Origin of the sequence: Mesorhizobium sp. B2-1-3A (assembly GCF_006442655.1) — a bacterium.
Taxonomy (GTDB): Bacteria; Pseudomonadota; Alphaproteobacteria; order Rhizobiales; family Rhizobiaceae; genus Mesorhizobium.
The window spans coordinates 608006-625183 of sequence record NZ_VFWK01000001.1 but is presented as its reverse complement, the minus strand read 5'-3'; the positions used below and the strand labels follow the sequence as shown (position 1 = coordinate 625183).

The 17178-nt window shown below is 63.7% G+C and carries 16 protein-coding genes and 1 pseudogene; 9 read left to right on the top strand and 8 right to left on the bottom strand.

Annotated elements, in window-relative coordinates; translation table 11 throughout:
• The first annotated feature begins 52 nt into the window (after positions 1-52).
• Positions 53-937 (top strand): LysR substrate-binding domain-containing protein, encoded by an 885-nt coding sequence (locus FJ977_RS03175; protein ID WP_140768470.1) that lies wholly within the window; start codon positions 53-55, stop codon positions 935-937.
• Between the two features lie 28 nt (positions 938-965).
• Here the strand turns inward: FJ977_RS03175 and FJ977_RS03170 are convergent, their stop codons facing one another.
• On the bottom strand, positions 966-1577 hold the full coding sequence (locus tag FJ977_RS03170) for a TIGR00730 family Rossman fold protein (RefSeq protein ID WP_140768468.1): 612 nt from the start codon (positions 1575-1577) through the stop codon (positions 966-968).
• Between the two features lie 143 nt (positions 1578-1720).
• Here FJ977_RS03170 and FJ977_RS03165 point away from each other — a divergent pair, with 143 nt between their 5' ends.
• Positions 1721-3232 carry a LysM peptidoglycan-binding domain-containing protein gene (locus FJ977_RS03165; protein WP_140768466.1) on the top strand — a complete coding sequence of 504 codons (1512 nt, stop codon included), beginning with the start codon at positions 1721-1723 and terminating at the stop codon, positions 3230-3232.
• 9 nt (positions 3233-3241) lie between these two features.
• On the opposite strand, the gene FJ977_RS03160 is transcribed toward FJ977_RS03165, so the two are convergent.
• Complete coding sequence (locus tag FJ977_RS03160; RefSeq protein ID WP_140768464.1) at positions 3242-4039, bottom strand: NAD(P)H-dependent oxidoreductase; 798 nt, start codon at positions 4037-4039, stop codon at positions 3242-3244.
• A 93-nt stretch (positions 4040-4132) separates the two neighbouring features.
• Here FJ977_RS03160 and FJ977_RS03155 point away from each other — a divergent pair, with 93 nt between their 5' ends.
• The 4 genes from FJ977_RS03155 to FJ977_RS03140 all read left to right on the top strand — a co-directional run bounded on the left by FJ977_RS03155 (position 4133) and on the right by FJ977_RS03140 (position 7822).
• Entirely contained in the window at positions 4133-5065 is a 933-nt protein-coding gene (locus FJ977_RS03155; RefSeq protein WP_140768462.1) for a LysR family transcriptional regulator, read from the top strand.
• A 66-nt stretch (positions 5066-5131) separates the two neighbouring features.
• On the top strand, positions 5132-5479 hold the full coding sequence (locus FJ977_RS03150; RefSeq protein ID WP_140768460.1) for a metalloregulator ArsR/SmtB family transcription factor: 348 nt from the start codon (positions 5132-5134) through the stop codon (positions 5477-5479).
• A 26-nt stretch (positions 5480-5505) separates the two neighbouring features.
• The gene (locus FJ977_RS03145) at positions 5506-7389 is read left to right on the top strand and encodes an ABC transporter ATP-binding protein/permease (protein ID WP_140768458.1); all 1884 of its coding nucleotides are present in this window, start codon (positions 5506-5508) and stop codon (positions 7387-7389) included.
• A gap of 85 nt (positions 7390-7474) precedes the next feature.
• A complete protein-coding gene (locus tag FJ977_RS03140) occupies positions 7475-7822 on the top strand; it encodes an antibiotic biosynthesis monooxygenase (protein ID WP_140768456.1) in 348 nt (115 codons plus the stop codon).
• Between the two features lie 86 nt (positions 7823-7908).
• Here the strand turns inward: FJ977_RS03140 and FJ977_RS03135 are convergent, their stop codons facing one another.
• Together FJ977_RS03135 and FJ977_RS03130 are read right to left on the bottom strand one after the other, a co-directional pair.
• Positions 7909-8775 (bottom strand): SMP-30/gluconolactonase/LRE family protein, encoded by an 867-nt coding sequence (locus tag FJ977_RS03135; RefSeq protein WP_140768454.1) that lies wholly within the window; start codon positions 8773-8775, stop codon positions 7909-7911.
• Positions 8776-8872: 97 nt separating this feature from the next.
• Positions 8873-9595, bottom strand: coding sequence for a lysozyme inhibitor LprI family protein (locus FJ977_RS03130; RefSeq protein WP_181179537.1), 723 nt, complete (start codon positions 9593-9595; stop codon positions 8873-8875).
• A gap of 204 nt (positions 9596-9799) precedes the next feature.
• On the opposite strand from FJ977_RS03130, the gene FJ977_RS03125 reads away from it, so the two are divergent.
• Together FJ977_RS03125 and FJ977_RS03120 are read left to right on the top strand one after the other, a co-directional pair.
• The gene (locus FJ977_RS03125; protein WP_095204974.1) at positions 9800-10498 is read left to right on the top strand and encodes a phosphatidylserine decarboxylase; all 699 of its coding nucleotides are present in this window, start codon (positions 9800-9802) and stop codon (positions 10496-10498) included.
• Positions 10499-10501: 3 nt separating this feature from the next.
• Positions 10502-11320 carry a phosphatidylcholine/phosphatidylserine synthase gene (locus FJ977_RS03120; RefSeq protein ID WP_056563308.1) on the top strand — a complete coding sequence of 273 codons (819 nt, stop codon included), beginning with the start codon at positions 10502-10504 and terminating at the stop codon, positions 11318-11320.
• A gap of 27 nt (positions 11321-11347) precedes the next feature.
• On the opposite strand, the gene FJ977_RS03115 is transcribed toward FJ977_RS03120, so the two are convergent.
• Both FJ977_RS03115 and FJ977_RS03110 read right to left on the bottom strand, forming a co-directional pair.
• Complete coding sequence (locus FJ977_RS03115; protein WP_140768450.1) at positions 11348-13570, bottom strand: AMP-binding protein; 2223 nt, start codon at positions 13568-13570, stop codon at positions 11348-11350.
• 137 nt (positions 13571-13707) lie between these two features.
• Positions 13708-14115, bottom strand: coding sequence for a 4-oxalocrotonate tautomerase family protein (locus tag FJ977_RS03110; RefSeq protein ID WP_140768448.1), 408 nt, complete (start codon positions 14113-14115; stop codon positions 13708-13710).
• A gap of 111 nt (positions 14116-14226) precedes the next feature.
• On the opposite strand from FJ977_RS03110, the gene FJ977_RS03105 reads away from it, so the two are divergent.
• Complete coding sequence (locus FJ977_RS03105) at positions 14227-15078, top strand: LysR substrate-binding domain-containing protein (RefSeq protein WP_140768446.1); 852 nt, start codon at positions 14227-14229, stop codon at positions 15076-15078.
• Positions 15079-15314: 236 nt separating this feature from the next.
• Here the strand turns inward: FJ977_RS03105 and FJ977_RS03100 are convergent.
• Positions 15315-16216, bottom strand: a pseudogene (locus FJ977_RS03100) (DMT family transporter).
• Between the two features lie 54 nt (positions 16217-16270).
• Entirely contained in the window at positions 16271-17158 is an 888-nt protein-coding gene (locus FJ977_RS03095; RefSeq protein WP_140768443.1) for a DMT family transporter, read from the bottom strand.
• Positions 17159-17178 lie beyond the last annotated feature (20 nt).

The following is a 17178-nucleotide window of genomic DNA, read 5'->3' as shown; positions in this document are numbered from 1 at the left end:
GACTGATTAGGCTAAAGTTGAGACCTGAAGAGACTGGAAATTCGGAGAAAAATTGTTCGACCTGCGCCAGATCCGGTATTTCGTCACCGTCGCCGAGACCGGCAATGTTGGCCGCGCCGCCGAACTGCTGCACATCTCGCAATCGCCGCTCAGCCGGCAGATCATCCAGCTTGAGGAGCAACTGGGCTTTGCTCTGTTCGAAAGGGCAAAGCAGCGGATTCACCTCAGTGCTGAAGGTCGCGCCTTTCTCGCCGAGGCCAAGATGCTTCTCGCTGGCGCGAAGCGGCTGGAGATGTTCGGCCGTGACCTTGCGACCGGCGCGGCCGGCCGCCTTGCTGTCGGCTATGTCGAGGGTGCCGTGCATGCCGGGCTGGTCGCCGGCATGCTCAGGCAGTTTCGGCGAGAGCGGCCGCAATTGCATCTCAGTCTGATGAGCCTGCGCTCTGCCGCGCAGTTGGAGGGGCTGCGCCAGCGCACGCTCGATCTCGGCCTGGTCTATTCCCCGCCGCCGGCCGACTATCCCGAAATCGCCTCGACGCTGGTCCGCCGCGAGCCGTTGGTGCTGGCGATACCCGAGGGCGATGCGCTCACGGCTGTGGCCGACATCCGCCCGCATCATCTCGATGGCCGCACCTGGATCACCGTGGTGCGCCAGCCCGCCGATACCAACCGCGGCCAGTTCCTGGCTGCCTGCATCGAAGCTGGCTTCGTGCCCGACATCGCTTATGAGACGGCCGATCCCTTGACCTCGCTCGGCCTGGTCAGCGCCGGACTGGGCCTGGCGACGGTCCAGGAGAGCCTGCGAAGCGTCGCGCCGCCGGGGATCGTTTTCCGAGACCTTCCCTGGTTCAAGCGCAGCGTGGCGATCCATCTCGCCTGGCGGCGGCAGGATGAGCGCGCGGTGATAGGGGATTTGCGGAGGGCAGTAGGGCAGTAGGCAAGCCCTATCCCCTACTGCCTATTCCCTACATTTTGTCTATCACCGACTGCACACCCTCGGTCGGGGCGTCGACGGAGGAGCCTGCCACCATGATGGCTGCGACGATGGCCTCCGGGTCGTTGACGACCAGCGGCTTGACCCGTTGCGCGGTGTGAATAAAGCCTTCCGCCGCCATGTGATCAAGCAACGCCGTCATCGGGTCCCAGAATCCGTTGACGTTGCCGAAGACGATCGGCTTGCGGTGATGGCCGAGTTGCGCCCAGGTCATGATCTCGACGATCTCCTCGACTGTGCCGATGCCGCCAGGCAGCGCCACAAAGGCGTCGGATTTCTCGAACATCTTGTGTTTGCGCTCGTGCATGTTGTCGGTGATCAGCAACTCGTCGAGCCGGTCAAGTGCGGTTTCGGTTGCTTCCCTGTTGATCAGGAAGCGGGGAATGATGCCCGTGACCTTGCCGCCGGCCTTGAGCGCGCCGTCGGCGACGGCGCCCATAATGCCTTTGGTGCCGCCGCCATATATCAGCCGCAGGCCCGCTCTGGCGATTGAGCGCCCAAGCAGGTGTCCGGCCTTCGCATAGACTTCATCGCGGCCCGGAGACGAGCCGCAATAGACGCAGACGGATCGAATCGTATTCATACGGATGATTGGTGATTGGGTCTGAAAGCGTGGTCAAGCCCCAAGGGTTGACAAGCCCGGGCTTTTTCTTGCCGGCCCGTTTTTCTTGTCGATTTTGGGAAAACACGCTAGACCGGCATTAGGTGGCTAAGGGGTAGGGAAATATGGCAATTAATCCATTAAAGGCGTTCCTGTTCGCGGCGGGTGGGACCGTCGCGGCCGCGGGAACCGCCTATGTGTCGGGGGCACTCGACCCGTATCTTCATCCAGCCGCCCCGGCGCAGGTCGCGGCCTTGACGCCGCCCGAGGCGCCGAAACCGGCTGATCCTGGCACGGAAGGACGACTGCCTGCTCCGGCGGTGCCGGCTGCTCCCGCCGCGGCGCCGCAGACAGCGGCCCCCGCCGCGCCTGCAACAGAGGCCACGCCCCCAGCCGCGCCCGCTGCCGATGCGGCGGCGCCCGTTGCGCCGGCAGCAACTGGTCCTATTGCGCCGACTTTCGATGTCGTGCGCGTCGAGAGCAATGGTTCGATCGTCGTTGCGGGCAATGCGGCACCCAATTCAAAGGTCGAGATCCTGAACGGCACGGCCGTGATTGGCTCTACCTTGGCGGGTCCGGATGGCGCCTTTGTCATCGTGCTCGACGATCCGCTGAAGCCCGGCGACTATACGATTGCCCTGCGTTCGACTGTCGGCACGGTTGTGACCGCCTCGGCGCAGACCGCCGTGGTCTCGGTTCCGGCAAACGCGGCCGGCCAGGTGCTGGCCATGGTCGAGGAGCCAGGCAAGCCGGCCGAACTGCTGACAGTTCCAGCACCCGAGACCAAACCAGCCGCACCCGCCGGCGATGCAGCGGCGGCACCAGCCGCTCCCGCTGCTCCGGCACCGACTGCTCCCGCCGCTGCATCGCCTGCACCAGCCGCACCCGCGCCAGCCGTCGCGGAGGCAACACCGCCCGCCGCGGCCGTGGGCGAACCCAAGATCGTCGTCGAGGCGGTGGAGATAGACGGCAACAAGATCTTTGTCGCCGGCCTCGCCGATCCGGGCCGCAAGGTGCGCGCCTATGCCAACGACATCCTGCTCGGTGACGCGCAGACATCGCCGGATGGTCATTTCCTCGTCGAGGCAACGCGCGACATTCCGGTCGGCAGCTACACCATTCATGTCGACGGCCTCGATGCCGATGGCGTGAAGGTTGTGGCTCGCGCCGCCGTGCCGTTCGAGCGCGAGCCGGGCGAAGCGGTCGCCGCCGTGGCGCCAGCCGAAACCAAGCCAGCGGATGGCAAGCCAGCCGAGACCAAGCCGGCCGCACCGGCCGCCGCGGAAGCTCCTGCCGCTCCGGCTCCAGGTGCGCCCGCCACCGAGGCTCCGGCCGTCGTCGCGGAAGCCACGCCGCCAAGCGACGTGCCGGAGGTCGTATCGCCCAAGCTCGAACATGCCGACGGCGCCGTCGTCATCCGCCGCCACGATACGCTGTGGCGGATTTCGCGGCGCGTCTATGGCCATGGCGTGCGCTATTCCACAATCTACCTCGCCAACCAGGACCAGATCAGGAATCCTGACCGCATCTGGCCCGGACAGGTGTTCAAGGTCCCGGGAAAGTCCAAGGAAGGCGAAGCCGCCGACCTCAAGGCGATGGGCGAGCAGGCGACCACGGCTCCGGCAAAGACGCAGTAGAAGCCCGCATCAACTGGCATCGCCCACGCGGTTGGCGTGAAGCGCAAAACCGGTTGCACCCGGATCGCCCAACTCAGGGCGGAGATTCATGCTCGGGATGAGATAATCTCCGCCATTTTGCCGACGATATGGGATGGGCGGTGTCGCCGCCAGTGTCCGCATCCTGTCACGCAGGCGTTCGGCCAGGGGTTCGAAGCCGGCCTCTTCGAGACGATCGACCTTGTAGACCACGAACGGCGGAAGTACGTCGTATCCGGGGTAGTAAAGGATCCCGTGATTGATCGGGAACAGCAGGTCATCAATGGGTCCATTGATCCCGCGCGGCGTATAGTGCTCCTCCCAGCCTCCGGCGGTCACGATCAACATCGCGCGTTTTCCGACAAGGGTACCCTCGCCATAGCGATCGCCCCAGCGCCGATCGCTATGCTCACCAACGCCATAGGCGAATCCGTAGGCGAAGACACGGTCGACCCAGCCCTTGAGGATCGCCGGCATGGCGAACCACCAAAGCGGGAACTGCAGGATCAAGGTGTCGGCCCACAGGAGCTTCTCGATCTCGGCCTTTACATCTGCGGTCAGCATGTTGGCCTCGAAACCCTTCTTGGAAGCCGCGACCGGGATGAGCCGCGCATCGGGTTCCAGTGATGGGAAGTCGGCGCGATCGACCTCGGACTTCCAGCCATCGGCGTACAGGTCCGATACGCGCACCTCATGCCCTTGAGCCTCGAGTTCCTTGACGGCGACGTCGCGAAGCGCGCCGCTCAGCGAGCGTGATTCAGGGTGAGCGAAGACAAGCAGGACTTTCATGGGTCAGATCCAACATTGAGGAAACTGACGGGAAGGTAGCCAATGGCTGTTCAATCCACTATATGTCGGTAATGCATAATATTGTGCCGAATAATGGATAAATCGGACATCACATTCGAGCGCATGCGCACCTTCATCCGCGTGGCCGAGCGTGGCAGCCTGTCGGCGGTCGCGCGGGAATTTGGTGTCGGGCAGTCAACGATCACGCGGCATGTGCGGGAGCTCGAGGAAGCTGTCGGCGTGCCTTTGCTCAGCAGAACGACCCGGCGAGTCACGATGACCGCCGAAGGCAGCCGCTATTATGCCAATAGCGTTCAGATCCTGCGTCTTATCGAGCAGGCCAGCGATGAGGCCCGAGGCACGCGTGGCGCGCCCGCCGGCACGATCCGGATAAGCTGTACTGCCGCCTTCGGCGTCTTGCATGTCAGCCGGCTGATCTTCGCCTTTCAAGACCGTCATCCCGACATCGGCATTGACCTCAGCCTTACCGACGAGCGGGTGGATCTCGTCCGCGAAGGTGTCGATATCGCGCTTCGGCTTGGCCCGCTCACGGACAGTTCTTTGAAGCTGCGGGCCCTCGGCCGGTCGCGGCGTCTGCTCGTGGCATCGCCGGACTATCTGGCGGCGCGGGGAAGACCGGCCGTTCCTTCGGATCTGTCTCGGCATGAGGGTATCCGGATGTCGAACGTGGCGGGCAGCGAAACGCTTGCCTTGCAGGGCGCAGGCGGCGAACGCCACACCGTGCCTTTCGCGGGGCGGCTGCGGATCGATCACGGGCTTGCCGCGCGGCAGGCCATGGTCGCTGGTCGAGGGATCGCGCCGGCGCATCGATGGCTTGTGGACGATCTTCTGGCGGCGGGCCTTCTCGAGACGATCCTGACGGATTATTCGCTGCCGTCCGTCCCGCTGAACATGTTGATTGTCCCGGAGCGCGCGGGCGTCGCAAGGGTCCGCTTGCTGGTCGAGTTTCTGGCTGAACAGATTGCCGCCATTCCAGGGATCGAGAAATCCATCTCGGGGCATTAGCGCGATACGATCTGCCCGCAAGAGCAGCTTGCGGCGGTGACGTCCATCGTCTATCGCCGATGAACGATGACAGAATCCACCCTTGCACCAGACAGCGCCGGCAGCGCGCTACCCAGCCGCATCTGCGACAGTCGCGCTGTCGCGGCGCGATTCGCGGCGCTGTCGCATCCCGCGCGTATCGAGATACTGAAGCACCTCTCGGCCAGCAATTCGTGCTGCTGCCGCGAGGTCGTCGATCGTTTCGATCTGGCGCAATCGACGGTCTCGCAGCATCTGAAGATACTGGTCGAGGCCGGCCTTGTCCGCTTCGAGCCCGACCGCCAGCGCTCTCGCTATGCCGTCGATCGCGCGGCCCTCGCCGAAACATCGGCATCGCTGAGCGCACTCGTCAATTCCTGCTGCTCCGGCCGCTGACCCTCCCACCCAAAAGGCAAGAAAAAGTGGCCGAAAAAACCGTCTCCGCCGAAACATCCACCCTGACGACATTGCGCAATCTCTGGCCCTATATGTGGCCGGCCGAACGCGCCGATCTCAGGGCGCGCGTCACCTGGGCGACGCTGCTGCTGGTCGTTGCCAAGGTAACACTGGTCGCCGGTCCCTATTTCTTCAAATGGGCGACCGATGCGCTGGCTGGTGGGGCCAGAACGCCGCCGCCATTGCCGTCCTTCCTGCTTGCCCCGGTGATGCTGGTCATTGCCTACAATGTCCTGAGGCTCGTCCAACTCGGTTTCAACCAGTTGCGCGATGCGCTGTTTGCACGGGTCGGCCAGCACGCGGTGCGACAGCTTGCTTTCCGCACCTTCGTCCACATGCACCAGCTGTCGCTGCGCTTCCACCTGGAGCGCCGCACCGGCGGCCTGTCGCGCATCATCGAACGCGGCACCAAGGGCATCGAAACGATCGTGCGCTTCATCATGCTCAACACTGCGCCGACCATCCTTGAATTCGCGCTGACCGCCGGCATATTCGGTTTCACCTATGGCTGGAAATACGTGGCCGTGGTGGCAATCACCGTCTGGCTCTACGTCTGGTTCACGGTCAAGGCCAGCGACTGGCGCATCTCGATCCGCCGCGACATGAACGACAGTGACACCGACGCCAACACCAAGGCGATCGACTCGCTGCTCAATTTCGAGACGGTCAAATACTTCACCAATGAGCGCATGGAAGCGGAGCGCTTCGACCGCTCGATGGCCCGCTACGAGGTCGCCGCCACCAAGACCTGGACCTCGCTCGGCTGGCTGAATTTCGGCCAGGGCGTCATCTTCGGCCTCGGCACGGTCGTCGTCATGTGCATGTCGGCACTGGAGGTGCAGGCCCACACGCAGACAGTCGGCGATTTCGTCTTCATCAACGCCATGCTGGTGCAGCTTTCCGTACCGCTCAACTTCATCGGCTTCATCTACCGCGAAATCCGGCAAGGCCTGACCGATATCGAGCACATGTTCGATCTGCTCGACGTGCCGCAGGAGATCGTCGACAAGCCAGACGCCAAGCCGCTCGCCGTCGGCGCCGGCAAGGTCGAATTCCGCGACGTGCATTTCTCCTATGACCCCAACCGCAAGATCCTCAAAGGCGTGTCCTTCGAAGTACCGGCTGGCAAGACGGTCGCCATTGTCGGGCCGTCGGGCGCCGGAAAGTCGACCATTTCGCGCCTGCTGTTCCGCTTCTACGACGTGCAGGGCGGCCAGGTGCTGATCGACGGCCAGGACGTCAGGGACGTCACCCAGGACAGCTTGCGCGCGGTACTCGGCATGGTGCCGCAGGACACGGTGCTGTTCAATGACACCATCGCCTACAACATCCGCTACGGCCGCGTCGGCGCGAGCGAGGAGGAGGTGCGCAAGGCGGCCGAGCTCGCCCAGATCGGACCGTTCATCGAGAAGCTGCCCGAAGGCTACAAGTCGATGGTCGGCGAGCGCGGGTTAAAGCTTTCGGGCGGCGAGAAGCAGCGTGTCGCGATTGCCCGCACCATCCTGAAGGCGCCGCCGATCCTGATGCTCGACGAAGCAACATCGGCACTGGACAGCCACACCGAGCAGGAGATTCAGGCCGCGCTCGACCTGGTCAGCAAGGGCCGCACCACCATTGTCATTGCCCACCGTCTGTCGACGGTGATTTCCGCCGATGAGATCATCGTGCTGAAGGACGGACAGATCGCCGAGCGCGGCACCCATGTCGAACTGATGCGCAAACATGGCCTCTACGCCTCTATGTGGGACCGTCAGCGCGAAGCGACCGAGGCCGAGGAGCGGCTGCGCCTCGCCCGCGAGGGCGACGAGCTTGGAGTCATCGTTCGCCGGCGCACGTCGGAGGTGAATTGATTTTGTGCTTGACCTCAACTTAAGTTGAGATTGTACGCCGCTCTGGAGCCCGCAAACACCATGATCCAGGAACGGAACAATCGAAATGAACGACCTAAAGCAGAACGTTAACGGCGGCAGCGTGTTCAGGGTGGACAAGTTCGTCGTCCCGGCCGCGGCCCGCGAGGAGATCCTCGTCAAGGTCAGGACGACGCACGAATTGTTGCGCCGGCAGCAGGGCTTCGTGCAGGATTTTCTGCTCGAGCAATTTTCGGGGCCGGGCGAATTCAACCTGGTGACGATCGTCGAATGGGAAAGCCAGGCGGCCGTCGACAAGGTCGTGCCGATCGTCAAGGCCGCGCACGAGCGCGTCGCGTTCAATCCGCAGGAAACGATCGCCAGGCTTGGGGTACGCGCCGACATCGCCAACTATCAGCGGATTCCAGAGGCGTAACGCATGTCCCCCCAAAAGCGTGTAACGGTTTTGGGACAACGACATACGCAAACAAAGAGAGTTAAAGCGCGTCGACGCGAAGCGCTTTAACCAGGCCAGCCGACGCCAGGTGCCGGCGCTTCAATGTTGAGCACCTGGCCGGTTCTGATATCGCTGATCATGTGCTCGAAGCCGCGCCATTGCGCGGCGGCGATGAACAATGTCCTTCGGTCCGCACCGCCCAGCATGCAGGCAAAGCAGCCGCGATCGGCGGTGACGGTCTGCAGCACCTCGCCGCCCTCGCGCACCCGCACGCAGTGCTTGTTGGGAACATCCGCGTACCAGACCGCACCTTCGGCATCGAGGCAGATGCCGTCCGGATAGCCGTCGAGATCGGCCCAGGCGCGCCGGTTGGACAGGATGCCGTCGGCGGCGATGTCGAAAGCGGCCAGCCGGTTGCCGTGGGATTCGGCAAGGATCAGCGTCTTGTTGTCCGGGGTCACGGCCATGCCATTGGCAAAGGCGATGTTGTCAGCCACTTGCCGGACCGCACCGTCCGGCGTGATCAGCACGATGGTGCCCGGACCGAAATGCTCACCGGGCGCCGGCGCCGGCCCACCGCCATTGACATAGGCATTGCCGCGCCCATCGACGACGATCTCATTCCAAGGGCTTTTCGACAGGCTGCGCAGATCGGCATGAGTGACGAGCCTGCCATCGGCTTCCTGCCGCAACAGCAAGCCTTCCCGGCCTGAGACAATGAGCAGGCGTCCATCCGGCAACCAGTCGATGGAGTAGGGCAGGACGGCGGGTACCGTGAGCATGATCTCGCGGTTGCCGTCGGCATCGACTGCGATGATCTCACCGGTGCCCCAGTTGCAGACCCACAGCCGCCCGTCATGCCAGCGCGGCGATTCCCCGAAGGCAAGGCCCTCAATGACCAGACGAGGTTTGATGCCGGATGATATCTGCATGATCGGGAGCCTCCGTTGCACGCCCTATCAACCCTTGCGGGTGCGATGAGGCGCTTCTCACCAAGGACGGGCGAGAGGGCGGTTTGCCGACAGGGGGTTACTGCTTTTCACTCAGGAAGAATGTCCCATCGGCATGGCCGTTGGCGCCGCATGAGGGCGGCTCCGAAGCGCCATCCTTGCCGGCGCCGTTTTGCTCGACCACAAGCGCATCGCCACTGCGGCGGAAGGTGAACACAAAGCCGGTCGGCTTGTCATTGTCGTCGGTGTCGACCAGCTGCAAGCTCTTGCCGGCCTTGACCGTGCCGCCGACATCGCACTCTCCCCCACCGGAGACAGGATTGGCGACATCTTCCGACACTTCGAGCTTGCCAGCGCCCGCCGCCTTGATCTCGACTGTGCCTCGGACACTGCTCCACGTGCCGGTGAAGCCGGTGTCCGCAGGTTTGCGGATGCCGGCCAGTAAGGTCGCGCGGTCGCGCAGAAATTCGCCGAGGTCGAAAGTCTGCTGGTCCTTGGGCGTATTCTCGTTGAAACCGGCGATCTGGTCGCGGTATGCGATGAAATCGCTCTGGTCGTCGCGCAAGGCCTTGCCGGCACGAGGGTCGAGTGTCCTGAGCAATGCCGCATAGTTCTTCGCCACGTCGGCGTCGGCCTGGGCGAGAACCGGGTCGGCGCAGATCTCCTTTTCCGCCACGTTGGCCGCCTTGGCGCAGTCGAAGGATGGCTTGCTCTGTGCCAGCGCATGGCCCGGCAATGCCGGCAAGATGGCCAGCGTCAGTGTGGGAAAAACAACGCGGATCGTGAATATCCAGCTTTTCATGAGATCTGCTCCCGCCCCGATCGGAATCTTGACGGCAATGGCATAGGTGCGCAAGCCGGCGGCGGCTTCACGAAATGCGGAGCGTCTGGCTTTCCGGCGCCCATTGGGTTTTGCCCGTTCACCCGCGCCGCGGATTGTCGCGTTGCGGGCAGGGGGTGTTTCGGCTATTGAGGCCGAACCTGAAACAGGGACCGCCCCCATCCCATGAGCCTTGTCGACACGGTCAAGAACGCGTTCGTACCGATCCATCGCGAGGGCTATCCCTTCATCGCCGCCTTTGGCGCGGCTACGCTTTTCCTTGGCTATTTCTCTTCGATCCTGTTCTGGATCGGCCTGATCCTGACCGCCTGGTGCGTTTATTTCTTCCGCGATCCCGAGCGGGTCACCCCGGTGGACGACCGTCTGGTGGTGAGCCCGGCCGATGGCATCATCTCGGCGGTTGGTCCGGCCCTGCCGCCGCGTGAGCTCGGCCTCGGCAACGTCGAAATGACCCGCATCTCGGTGTTCATGAACGTCTTTTCCTGCCATGTGAACCGTTCGCCGGTGCGCGGCCGTATCGCCAAGATCGAGCATCGGCCGGGAAAATTCCTCAACGCCGAGCTCGACAAGGCAAGCACCGAGAACGAGCGCAACGGCCTGGTCATCGAGAGCCCCAACGGCACGGTGGCGGCCGTCCAGATCGCCGGCCTGGTGGCGCGCCGCATCGTCTGCTGGGCCGAGGCCGGCGGCTCGATCGGCACCGGCGAGCGGTTCGGCCTGATCCGCTTCGGCTCGCGCGTCGACGTCTTCCTGCCCCTGACCGCGACGCCTCGTGTTGCCGTTGGCCAGACGGCGGTCGGCGGTGAAACAGTGCTTGCCGAATTCGGTGGTGTCGCCGGCACTCCCCTTGTGCGGATTTCCTGAACCTTGGGCGCGCCGTTCAAAAAGTTCGAGGCACATGCCAGCGGCGGTCCGCGTATCCGCGAGATCCCGATGCGCATGGTGCTGCCCAACCTCGTCACCGTGCTTGCCATCTGCGCCGGACTGTCCGGCATCCGCTTCGGCTTTGAAGGCCGCTTCGAACCGGCGGTGGTGATGGTGCTGCTGGCCGCCTTTCTCGACGGCATCGATGGCCGCCTGGCGCGTATGCTCAAGGCGACCTCCAAATTCGGCGCGCAGATGGACTCGCTGGCCGACATCGTCAATTTCGGCGTGGCACCTGCTCTGGTGCTCTATGCCTTCCTGCTCGACCGCGCCGGCTCGCCGGGCTGGATCGCGGCACTCCTGTTCGCCATCGCCTGCGGGCTGAGGCTCGCCCGCTTCAACGTGCTCGATGATGACAAGGCCGAACGCCCCTTGTGGCAGTCCGAATATTTCGTCGGTGTGCCGGCGCCGGCAGGCGCGGTGCTGGTGATGCTGCCGCTCTATCTCTATTTCCTGCGGCTCGGGGTGGAGCCCAGCCGGCCGGCCGCTTTCGTCGCCACCGGCTTCACCATCCTGGTCGCCTTCCTGCTGGTCAGCCGACTGCCGGTCTATTCCGGCAAGAGCATCAAGATCCCGGGCGACAGGGTACTGCCGGTCATCCTGGCTGTCGTGCTCTACGTCCTCTTGCTGATGACCTATCCCTGGTACACGCTGACGGCGTCGGTCGCGGGCTATCTGATCTTTCTGCCGTTCTCCGTACGCGCCTACTCCAAGCGCGCCAAGCTCGAGGGCGAGAAGGTACCGCCTTCGGACATAGGTTAAAAGGTTCGCAGAAGTCCTTGATCTGACTCAGGCCGCGACGCCGCGCCCCAGCCTGTCGATCGCCAGCTTCCTGGTCGAGACATAGTCGGTCTTGCCGGAACCGAGCACCGGAATTTCCTCCACCTTGACGATGTCGTTCGGCACCATCAGTTCGGCTGCCCCGGCCTTTTTGCCAAACTGGCGCAGTTCTTCGGGATTGGCATCGTCGGCCGTGGTGACCAGCACGATGCGCTCACCGCGCCTTTTATCCGGCACCGCAACCGCCGCGTGGCGCTCTTCGGGCCATAGCGACTGCACCAGCATCTCGACCGCGCCCAGCGACACCATCTCGCCGGCGATCTTGGCGAAGCGCTTGGCGCGACCGCGAATGCTGATGAAGCCTTCGCGGTCGACGGCGACGATATCGCCGGTGTCGTGCCAGCCGGTCAGGGTCTGCAGTTCGCCGGGACGGTCCGCTGTCATGTAGCCCATCATGAGATTGGGTCCGTCGAGCCACAACTGACCGGCGTCCGCTATGCCCTCGACCGGCTCCAGCCTCATGCGCATGGCCGGTAAGAGCCGCCCGACCGTACCGTCACGGCCATGGATCGCGGTGTTGACGGCAACCACGGGTGCGGCCTCGGTCAATCCGAAGCCCTCGATGATTTCGGCCTGGAAACGCTCGCGGTAGACGCGACGCGTTTCCGGCTTCACCGCCTCGGCGCCGGCGACGATGAAGCGCAGGCTGGAGAAGTCGCCGTCCTTGGCTGTGCGCGCATAGTTGGCGAGGAAGGTGTCGGTGCCGAACATGATGGTCGGTTTCACCTTGCGGGCGATCTCGGGAATGATCTTGTAGTGGAGAGGCGAAGGGTAGAGGAACAGTTTCACCCCGGTCACCAGTGGCAATATGGTGCCGCCCGTCAGGCCGAAGGAGTGGAACACCGGCAGCACGTTGAGCAGGATATCGGCCGGCGAAATGGTGATGCGCGCTTCGGCCTGCATGGCGTTGGCGAGCAGATTCTTTTGCGACAGAACGACCGCTTTCGGCGTGCCTTCCGAACCCGAGGTGAACAGGATCACCCCCGGCTTGGCCGCATCCTGCCGCTGCAGCGGCAGGCGCCAGAGCAGAGCGGCGGAAAGCTTGTCCAGCGCGGTGACGCTTTCCCTCAGATCTTCCAGCCACAACAGCCTGGCGCCGCCATTCTCGGCCGCGGCGACGATATCGGCGAGATCGGCCTTGTCGACGAAGGCGCGCGACGAAATGACGGTGCGGATGACGGCCGTGCGCACGGCCGCCGTGACGCTCGCCGGCCCGGCCGTGTAGTTGATCATCGCCGCGACTCGTCCGCCCGAGAGAAGGCCGACCAAGGACAGCACGACGGCATTGGCGTTGGGCAGCATTATCCCCACTGCTTCGCCCGGCGCCGTCACCGCCTCGAAGCGCCTGCCCAGCACGCGCGCGCCGATGAACATCTTGCGATAGCTCAGCGCGCCCGAAATGACATCCTCGATGATTGGATGCGATGCGCCGACTCTGGCTGCCGCATCGCGCATGGCCAGGAACAGGCCGCGATCGAGGTCGGTACCAAAAAGCCGGGCCTCGGCGACGCGGTCGAACAGCGCATTGGTGTTCGAGGCCTGGTCCGGGTTGCGCGCCACAAGTTCGGCGATGGTCATCGGATCCAGCACGCTGATCGACAGTTGCGGAAACCAGTGCCGCGGCGCCTTGTCCGCAGGCGTCAGCGACACAGGCAGACTGCGCGCGCCAGCGACGAAGATCGGGACGATGCGGGCGTCGGCCTGCATGGCGATGCGGGTGACGGCGCGAAACAGGCGAAACGTCTTGACGTCTGGCTCGACCGCATCCGGCAGATAGACGGCGAGCCGGCCCTTGCCCTTCAGCACGCGCACCAGGCGGCGGCTGACGAAGAGGTGTTCCGCGTTGAAGGCAATGGTGCGGCCAAGTTCGCGCCAGGGTTCGAGCCAGGGCGAGCGTGCCGAGACCTCGTCGAGTATGTGAAGCGTGTCGTCGGGCAGCAGCGACAGCATCAGCGCCGGCTCGAAGCGCGACTGGTGCGAGATCACGTAAATGACCGGTACCTGCGCCTTGCGCGCGATCCTGATGCGGTTGTCGCTGATCCGGTAGGCGAGCTTGAACGGCACATAGAGCAGCGCCTGGGTGAAGCGCAGGCCGAGGCGGAATTTTTCCACCACGCCGATCAGCAGCCAGGCTGCAACAAGACCCGCAAGCAGCGCCAGTGTCAGGATCATGCCGCGTCTCTCCCAACAAGTTTTGTCATCGCGGCTCTTCCGCGGCCGCTTCGGGGCAGAAGGTAGCGGAAGTGGGCGTGAGGTCAATGTGGAAGAGGGGCTGTCCTTCTCCCTCCAGAGGGGGAAGGACAAGGCCGTCATGCCGCCTTCAACCGGCCGCTGATGAATCGGAACTCCTGGGTCTTGCCGCCATAGCCATAGGCGGCGGCAGGTACTTCATGCACGAAGGCATAGCTTTCCTCGTGCACACCGCCCAGCAGACGGTCGAAGGCATCGAAGATAGCCTTGAGGTAGGCCTCCAGCTCGAGCTTGGTGTTGGTGCCGTCGACCACCTTGATATCCAGCCAGAACGTGTTGGAGCCATGCTCGGCCAGCGACTTGCCGCCGGCGAACCAATGCTGCGGATCGATATAGGATACGGCGACGGCTGTGATGGTCGGATCCTTGCGCAACTGCCTGGCGGTGATCTCGGTCATTTCCCCGGCAATCCTGGCCGATAAAGCGGCGTCTGGCTTGCCGGTGAGGCTGATGTTGATGATGGGCATTTCTCTTCTCCTGGTTGAGCGGCGTCTGATCGCCGTTGGAGGGACCATGTCACCATCCTTGAATCAAAAAAATCGAATTGTTTTCAAATTAAGATTCGATAATATCGAATTATGGAAAAGCTGGACCCAGACCTGCTCAAAACCTTCCTCGCTTTCGTCGACAGCGGCTCGCTGGCGCAGGCGGCGTCCAGTATCGGCCGCTCGCCCTCGGCGGTGACAGCCCAGATGCAGCGGCTTGAGGAGATTGTCGGCGAGCCGCTTCTGGCGCCGCAGGGGCGGGGCCGTGGGCTGACGCCGGCCGGCGAGGATCTCGTTGGTCATGCCAGGCGCATTCTTGCCGTTCATCGCGAGGCGTGGCTGGCGTTGAAGGGCGCGCGGGCCGCCGGGCGTGTCGCCATCGGCACGACACAGGATTTCGCCGACAGCGGACTGCCGGACCTTTTGCGCGCCTTCGCCACCAGCCATCCGCGCGTCAGGATCGAATTGCGCGTTGGCCGCTCCGCCGAACTGGCGCAGGCCCTGCAGGCCGGCAGCCTGGATCTTGCGATCGTCATGCGCCAGACGGCGGCGCCGGATGAGGTCGGCGTACTGCGCGAACCGATGATATGGCTGTGCTCACACAAAGGGCTGGCCTCGCGGCAGGAAGAACTGCCGCTGGCGCTGCTCGATCCCCATTGCGGTTTTCGCGAGGCCGCACTCGCGGCGCTCGATGCCGCCGGCCGCAACTATCGAATCGCCGCCGGAAGTGCCAGCCTGGCTGGGTTGCGCACGGCCGTGAACGCCGGCGTCGCATTGACGCTGCGCACCGCGCGCTTTGCTCATTCCGGCATCGTCGAGGCGCCGCGCGAGCTTGGCCTTCCGCAGGTTCCGATGGCGGAATTCGCGATCCGGTTGCGCGCTGGGGCCGATACTCCCGCGAGCGATCTGGCGACACTGCTCAGCGGTAACCTGGCTCTGGCCTGATCGCTTGGGAGGGCTCGGATCTCGTCGACAAACTATGAAAAAAGCCAACCTTACGGTGGAGCCTGTTTAGCAAAGAAAAAGCCGACCTTACGGTCGGGCCTGTTTGGCAAAGAAAAAGCCGACCTTACGGTCGGCTTGGAGTAGGACGGGCCGAGGGGTTTGGGGGGACTTGGGGGTTGGCCCGTCGCATCAACAATGTCTGAGTCCGATGATGGTTCCGTGACTGTGTCACTTTTTTAAGAAATATTTGACGCTATGCGTTGGGAGCGGGCCGAGAGCCAGTCCCGGCCGGCATGGGCGAAGACCGCGCAGAGCACGATGGCGCCGCCAATCATGCTGGCTTCTGGCGCGATCTCACCAAGAAACAGGAAGGCATTGCGAACGGCACCTCGGCCGAGCCGAGCAGCCCGGATTCGGCCGCAGGGATAAGCCGCGCGCCCTCCGTCCAAAGGATCGACGACAGCGCGAAGGACGCACCGAAAGTGACGAGGAGCGCGACATCCCTCGATGAAACCGCCAGCGGGTCGGCGACAAACCAGCCGAGGACGAACAGCAGAAACGCCGACACCGCCCCAGCCCAGACCACCGGCGTATCGCGGAACGCACGCACCATGATCATGTATAGACCGCTGCCTATGGTCATCAGCAGCGCCAGCCCATCGCCGAAGAGGTGGCCGGTGCCGAAACCGGACCAAACCATGATGGCCACACCGCAAAGCGAGACGGCGGCGGCGACCATCGTCTGCATGCGGAAAGGTTCGCGCGTCAGAATCCAGGCCAGAACCGCGGTCACGAAAGGTGCGGTGGCATAGATGACAGCGACATTGGCGACGTATGTGAATTTGAACGCCGAAATGAAGGCAATGCTCGCCAGCGCCCCTTCAACCGCCAGCAGCCAGCCGCGCCAGCCAAGCCGCAGGCTCTCGCGCCCGCCGGATCGGCGTCGTCGCCACAACACGTAGAGCGTGATCAGGATCGAGCCGACAAAACCGCGCCAGCAAATGATGGTCAGCGGGTCGGCATGGATCGATTTTGTCAACACGCCCGTCAGGGCAAAGACAGCCGCCGAACACGACACCAGGATAATACCCAATGTGCGCTCGGCGACAGTATCAGCAGTGGCTGTCACGTCAGTCATGCCGATAGCCTACGCCGTTCGGTCCTGACATCGTACTGTCACCAATGATGAACATCACAGCCGCTTGCGGAAATGTTCGCCGCCGACGATCAGCAACCCGGCTGCGACGATCAGCGCCGCGCCGAGAAACACTTCGCGGCGCGGCACGTCGCCCCAGATCGCAAAGCCGAGCGCGAACGCCCACAGCAGCGAGCTGTATTCGAGAGGCGCGAGGATCGATGCCGGCGTGCGCTTCATGCCTTCGAAGAGGAGATATTGCGCCAGGCCGCCGAGCGCGCCGACACTGGCGAGAAGCAGCAACTCGTTCAGATCAGGCGTATGCCACCACAACAGCGCCGGTACCGCCGAAAACACCAGGAAATAGAAATTGTTGAGGAGGAGCTGGATCATCGAGCGCTCGGCAAGCGCGGTCTTGCGCAGGAGCACGATGGCGATGGCCCACAAAAGTGCGGCCGCCAGCACCAGCAGCACCGGCACCGACAGGCCGAGATGGGTGGGATCGCAAGCGACGAAGACACCGACAAAACCAATCAAGACCGCCAGCCAGCGCAGAACAGGCACTTTTTCGCCGAGCAGGAACACCGAAAGCACGGTGACGATGATCGGGGCCGCGTAATAGACGGTGGTCAGTTCGGCAAGCTGCAGGCTGCGGGCGGCGTTGTAGTAACAAAGCCAGGCGGCGAGCGTGAAGGCGCTGCGCACCAGCATTGGCCGCACGATCGGCGAGCGTAGCGTGTCGGCGAACAGCTGCCGCCCGCCGATCGCGGCGCAGGCGCTCAGAATGGTGATGCTGCGGAAGAACATGATCTGCCAGACCGTCATGCCGGTCACCAGCAGCTTGATCGAGGCGTCCTGCGTCGAAAACAAGAGATAGGCGGCACCGGTCAGCAGGATTCCGGCGAGAACCCTTTCACGTGTTTCGAGAATGGCGACATCGGCCATAGGCGCGGACCAGTGTTACA

What these genes read in the sequence shown, in the direction of transcription:
- FJ977_RS03170 (WP_140768468.1), bottom strand. Translation starts at nt 1,577, where the DNA reads ATGAATACGATTCGATCCGTCTGCGTCTATTGCGGCTCGTCTCCGGGC.
- FJ977_RS03165 (WP_140768466.1), top strand. Translation starts at nt 1,721, where the DNA reads ATGGCAATTAATCCATTAAAGGCGTTCCTGTTCGCGGCGGGTGGGACC.
- FJ977_RS03160 (WP_140768464.1), bottom strand. Translation starts at nt 4,039, where the DNA reads ATGAAAGTCCTGCTTGTCTTCGCTCACCCTGAATCACGCTCGCTGAGC.
- FJ977_RS03155 (WP_140768462.1), top strand. Translation starts at nt 4,133, where the DNA reads ATGGATAAATCGGACATCACATTCGAGCGCATGCGCACCTTCATCCGC.
- FJ977_RS03150 (WP_140768460.1), top strand. Translation starts at nt 5,132, where the DNA reads ATGACAGAATCCACCCTTGCACCAGACAGCGCCGGCAGCGCGCTACCC.
- FJ977_RS03140 (WP_140768456.1), top strand. Translation starts at nt 7,475, where the DNA reads ATGAACGACCTAAAGCAGAACGTTAACGGCGGCAGCGTGTTCAGGGTG.
- FJ977_RS03135 (WP_140768454.1), bottom strand. Translation starts at nt 8,775, where the DNA reads ATGCAGATATCATCCGGCATCAAACCTCGTCTGGTCATTGAGGGCCTT.
- FJ977_RS03130 (WP_181179537.1), bottom strand. Translation starts at nt 9,595, where the DNA reads ATGAAAAGCTGGATATTCACGATCCGCGTTGTTTTTCCCACACTGACG.
- FJ977_RS03125 (WP_095204974.1), top strand. Translation starts at nt 9,800, where the DNA reads ATGAGCCTTGTCGACACGGTCAAGAACGCGTTCGTACCGATCCATCGC.
- FJ977_RS03115 (WP_140768450.1), bottom strand. Translation starts at nt 13,570, where the DNA reads ATGATCCTGACACTGGCGCTGCTTGCGGGTCTTGTTGCAGCCTGGCTG.
- FJ977_RS03110 (WP_140768448.1), bottom strand. Translation starts at nt 14,115, where the DNA reads ATGCCCATCATCAACATCAGCCTCACCGGCAAGCCAGACGCCGCTTTA.
- FJ977_RS03105 (WP_140768446.1), top strand. Translation starts at nt 14,227, where the DNA reads ATGGAAAAGCTGGACCCAGACCTGCTCAAAACCTTCCTCGCTTTCGTC.
- FJ977_RS03095 (WP_140768443.1), bottom strand. Translation starts at nt 17,158, where the DNA reads ATGGCCGATGTCGCCATTCTCGAAACACGTGAAAGGGTTCTCGCCGGA.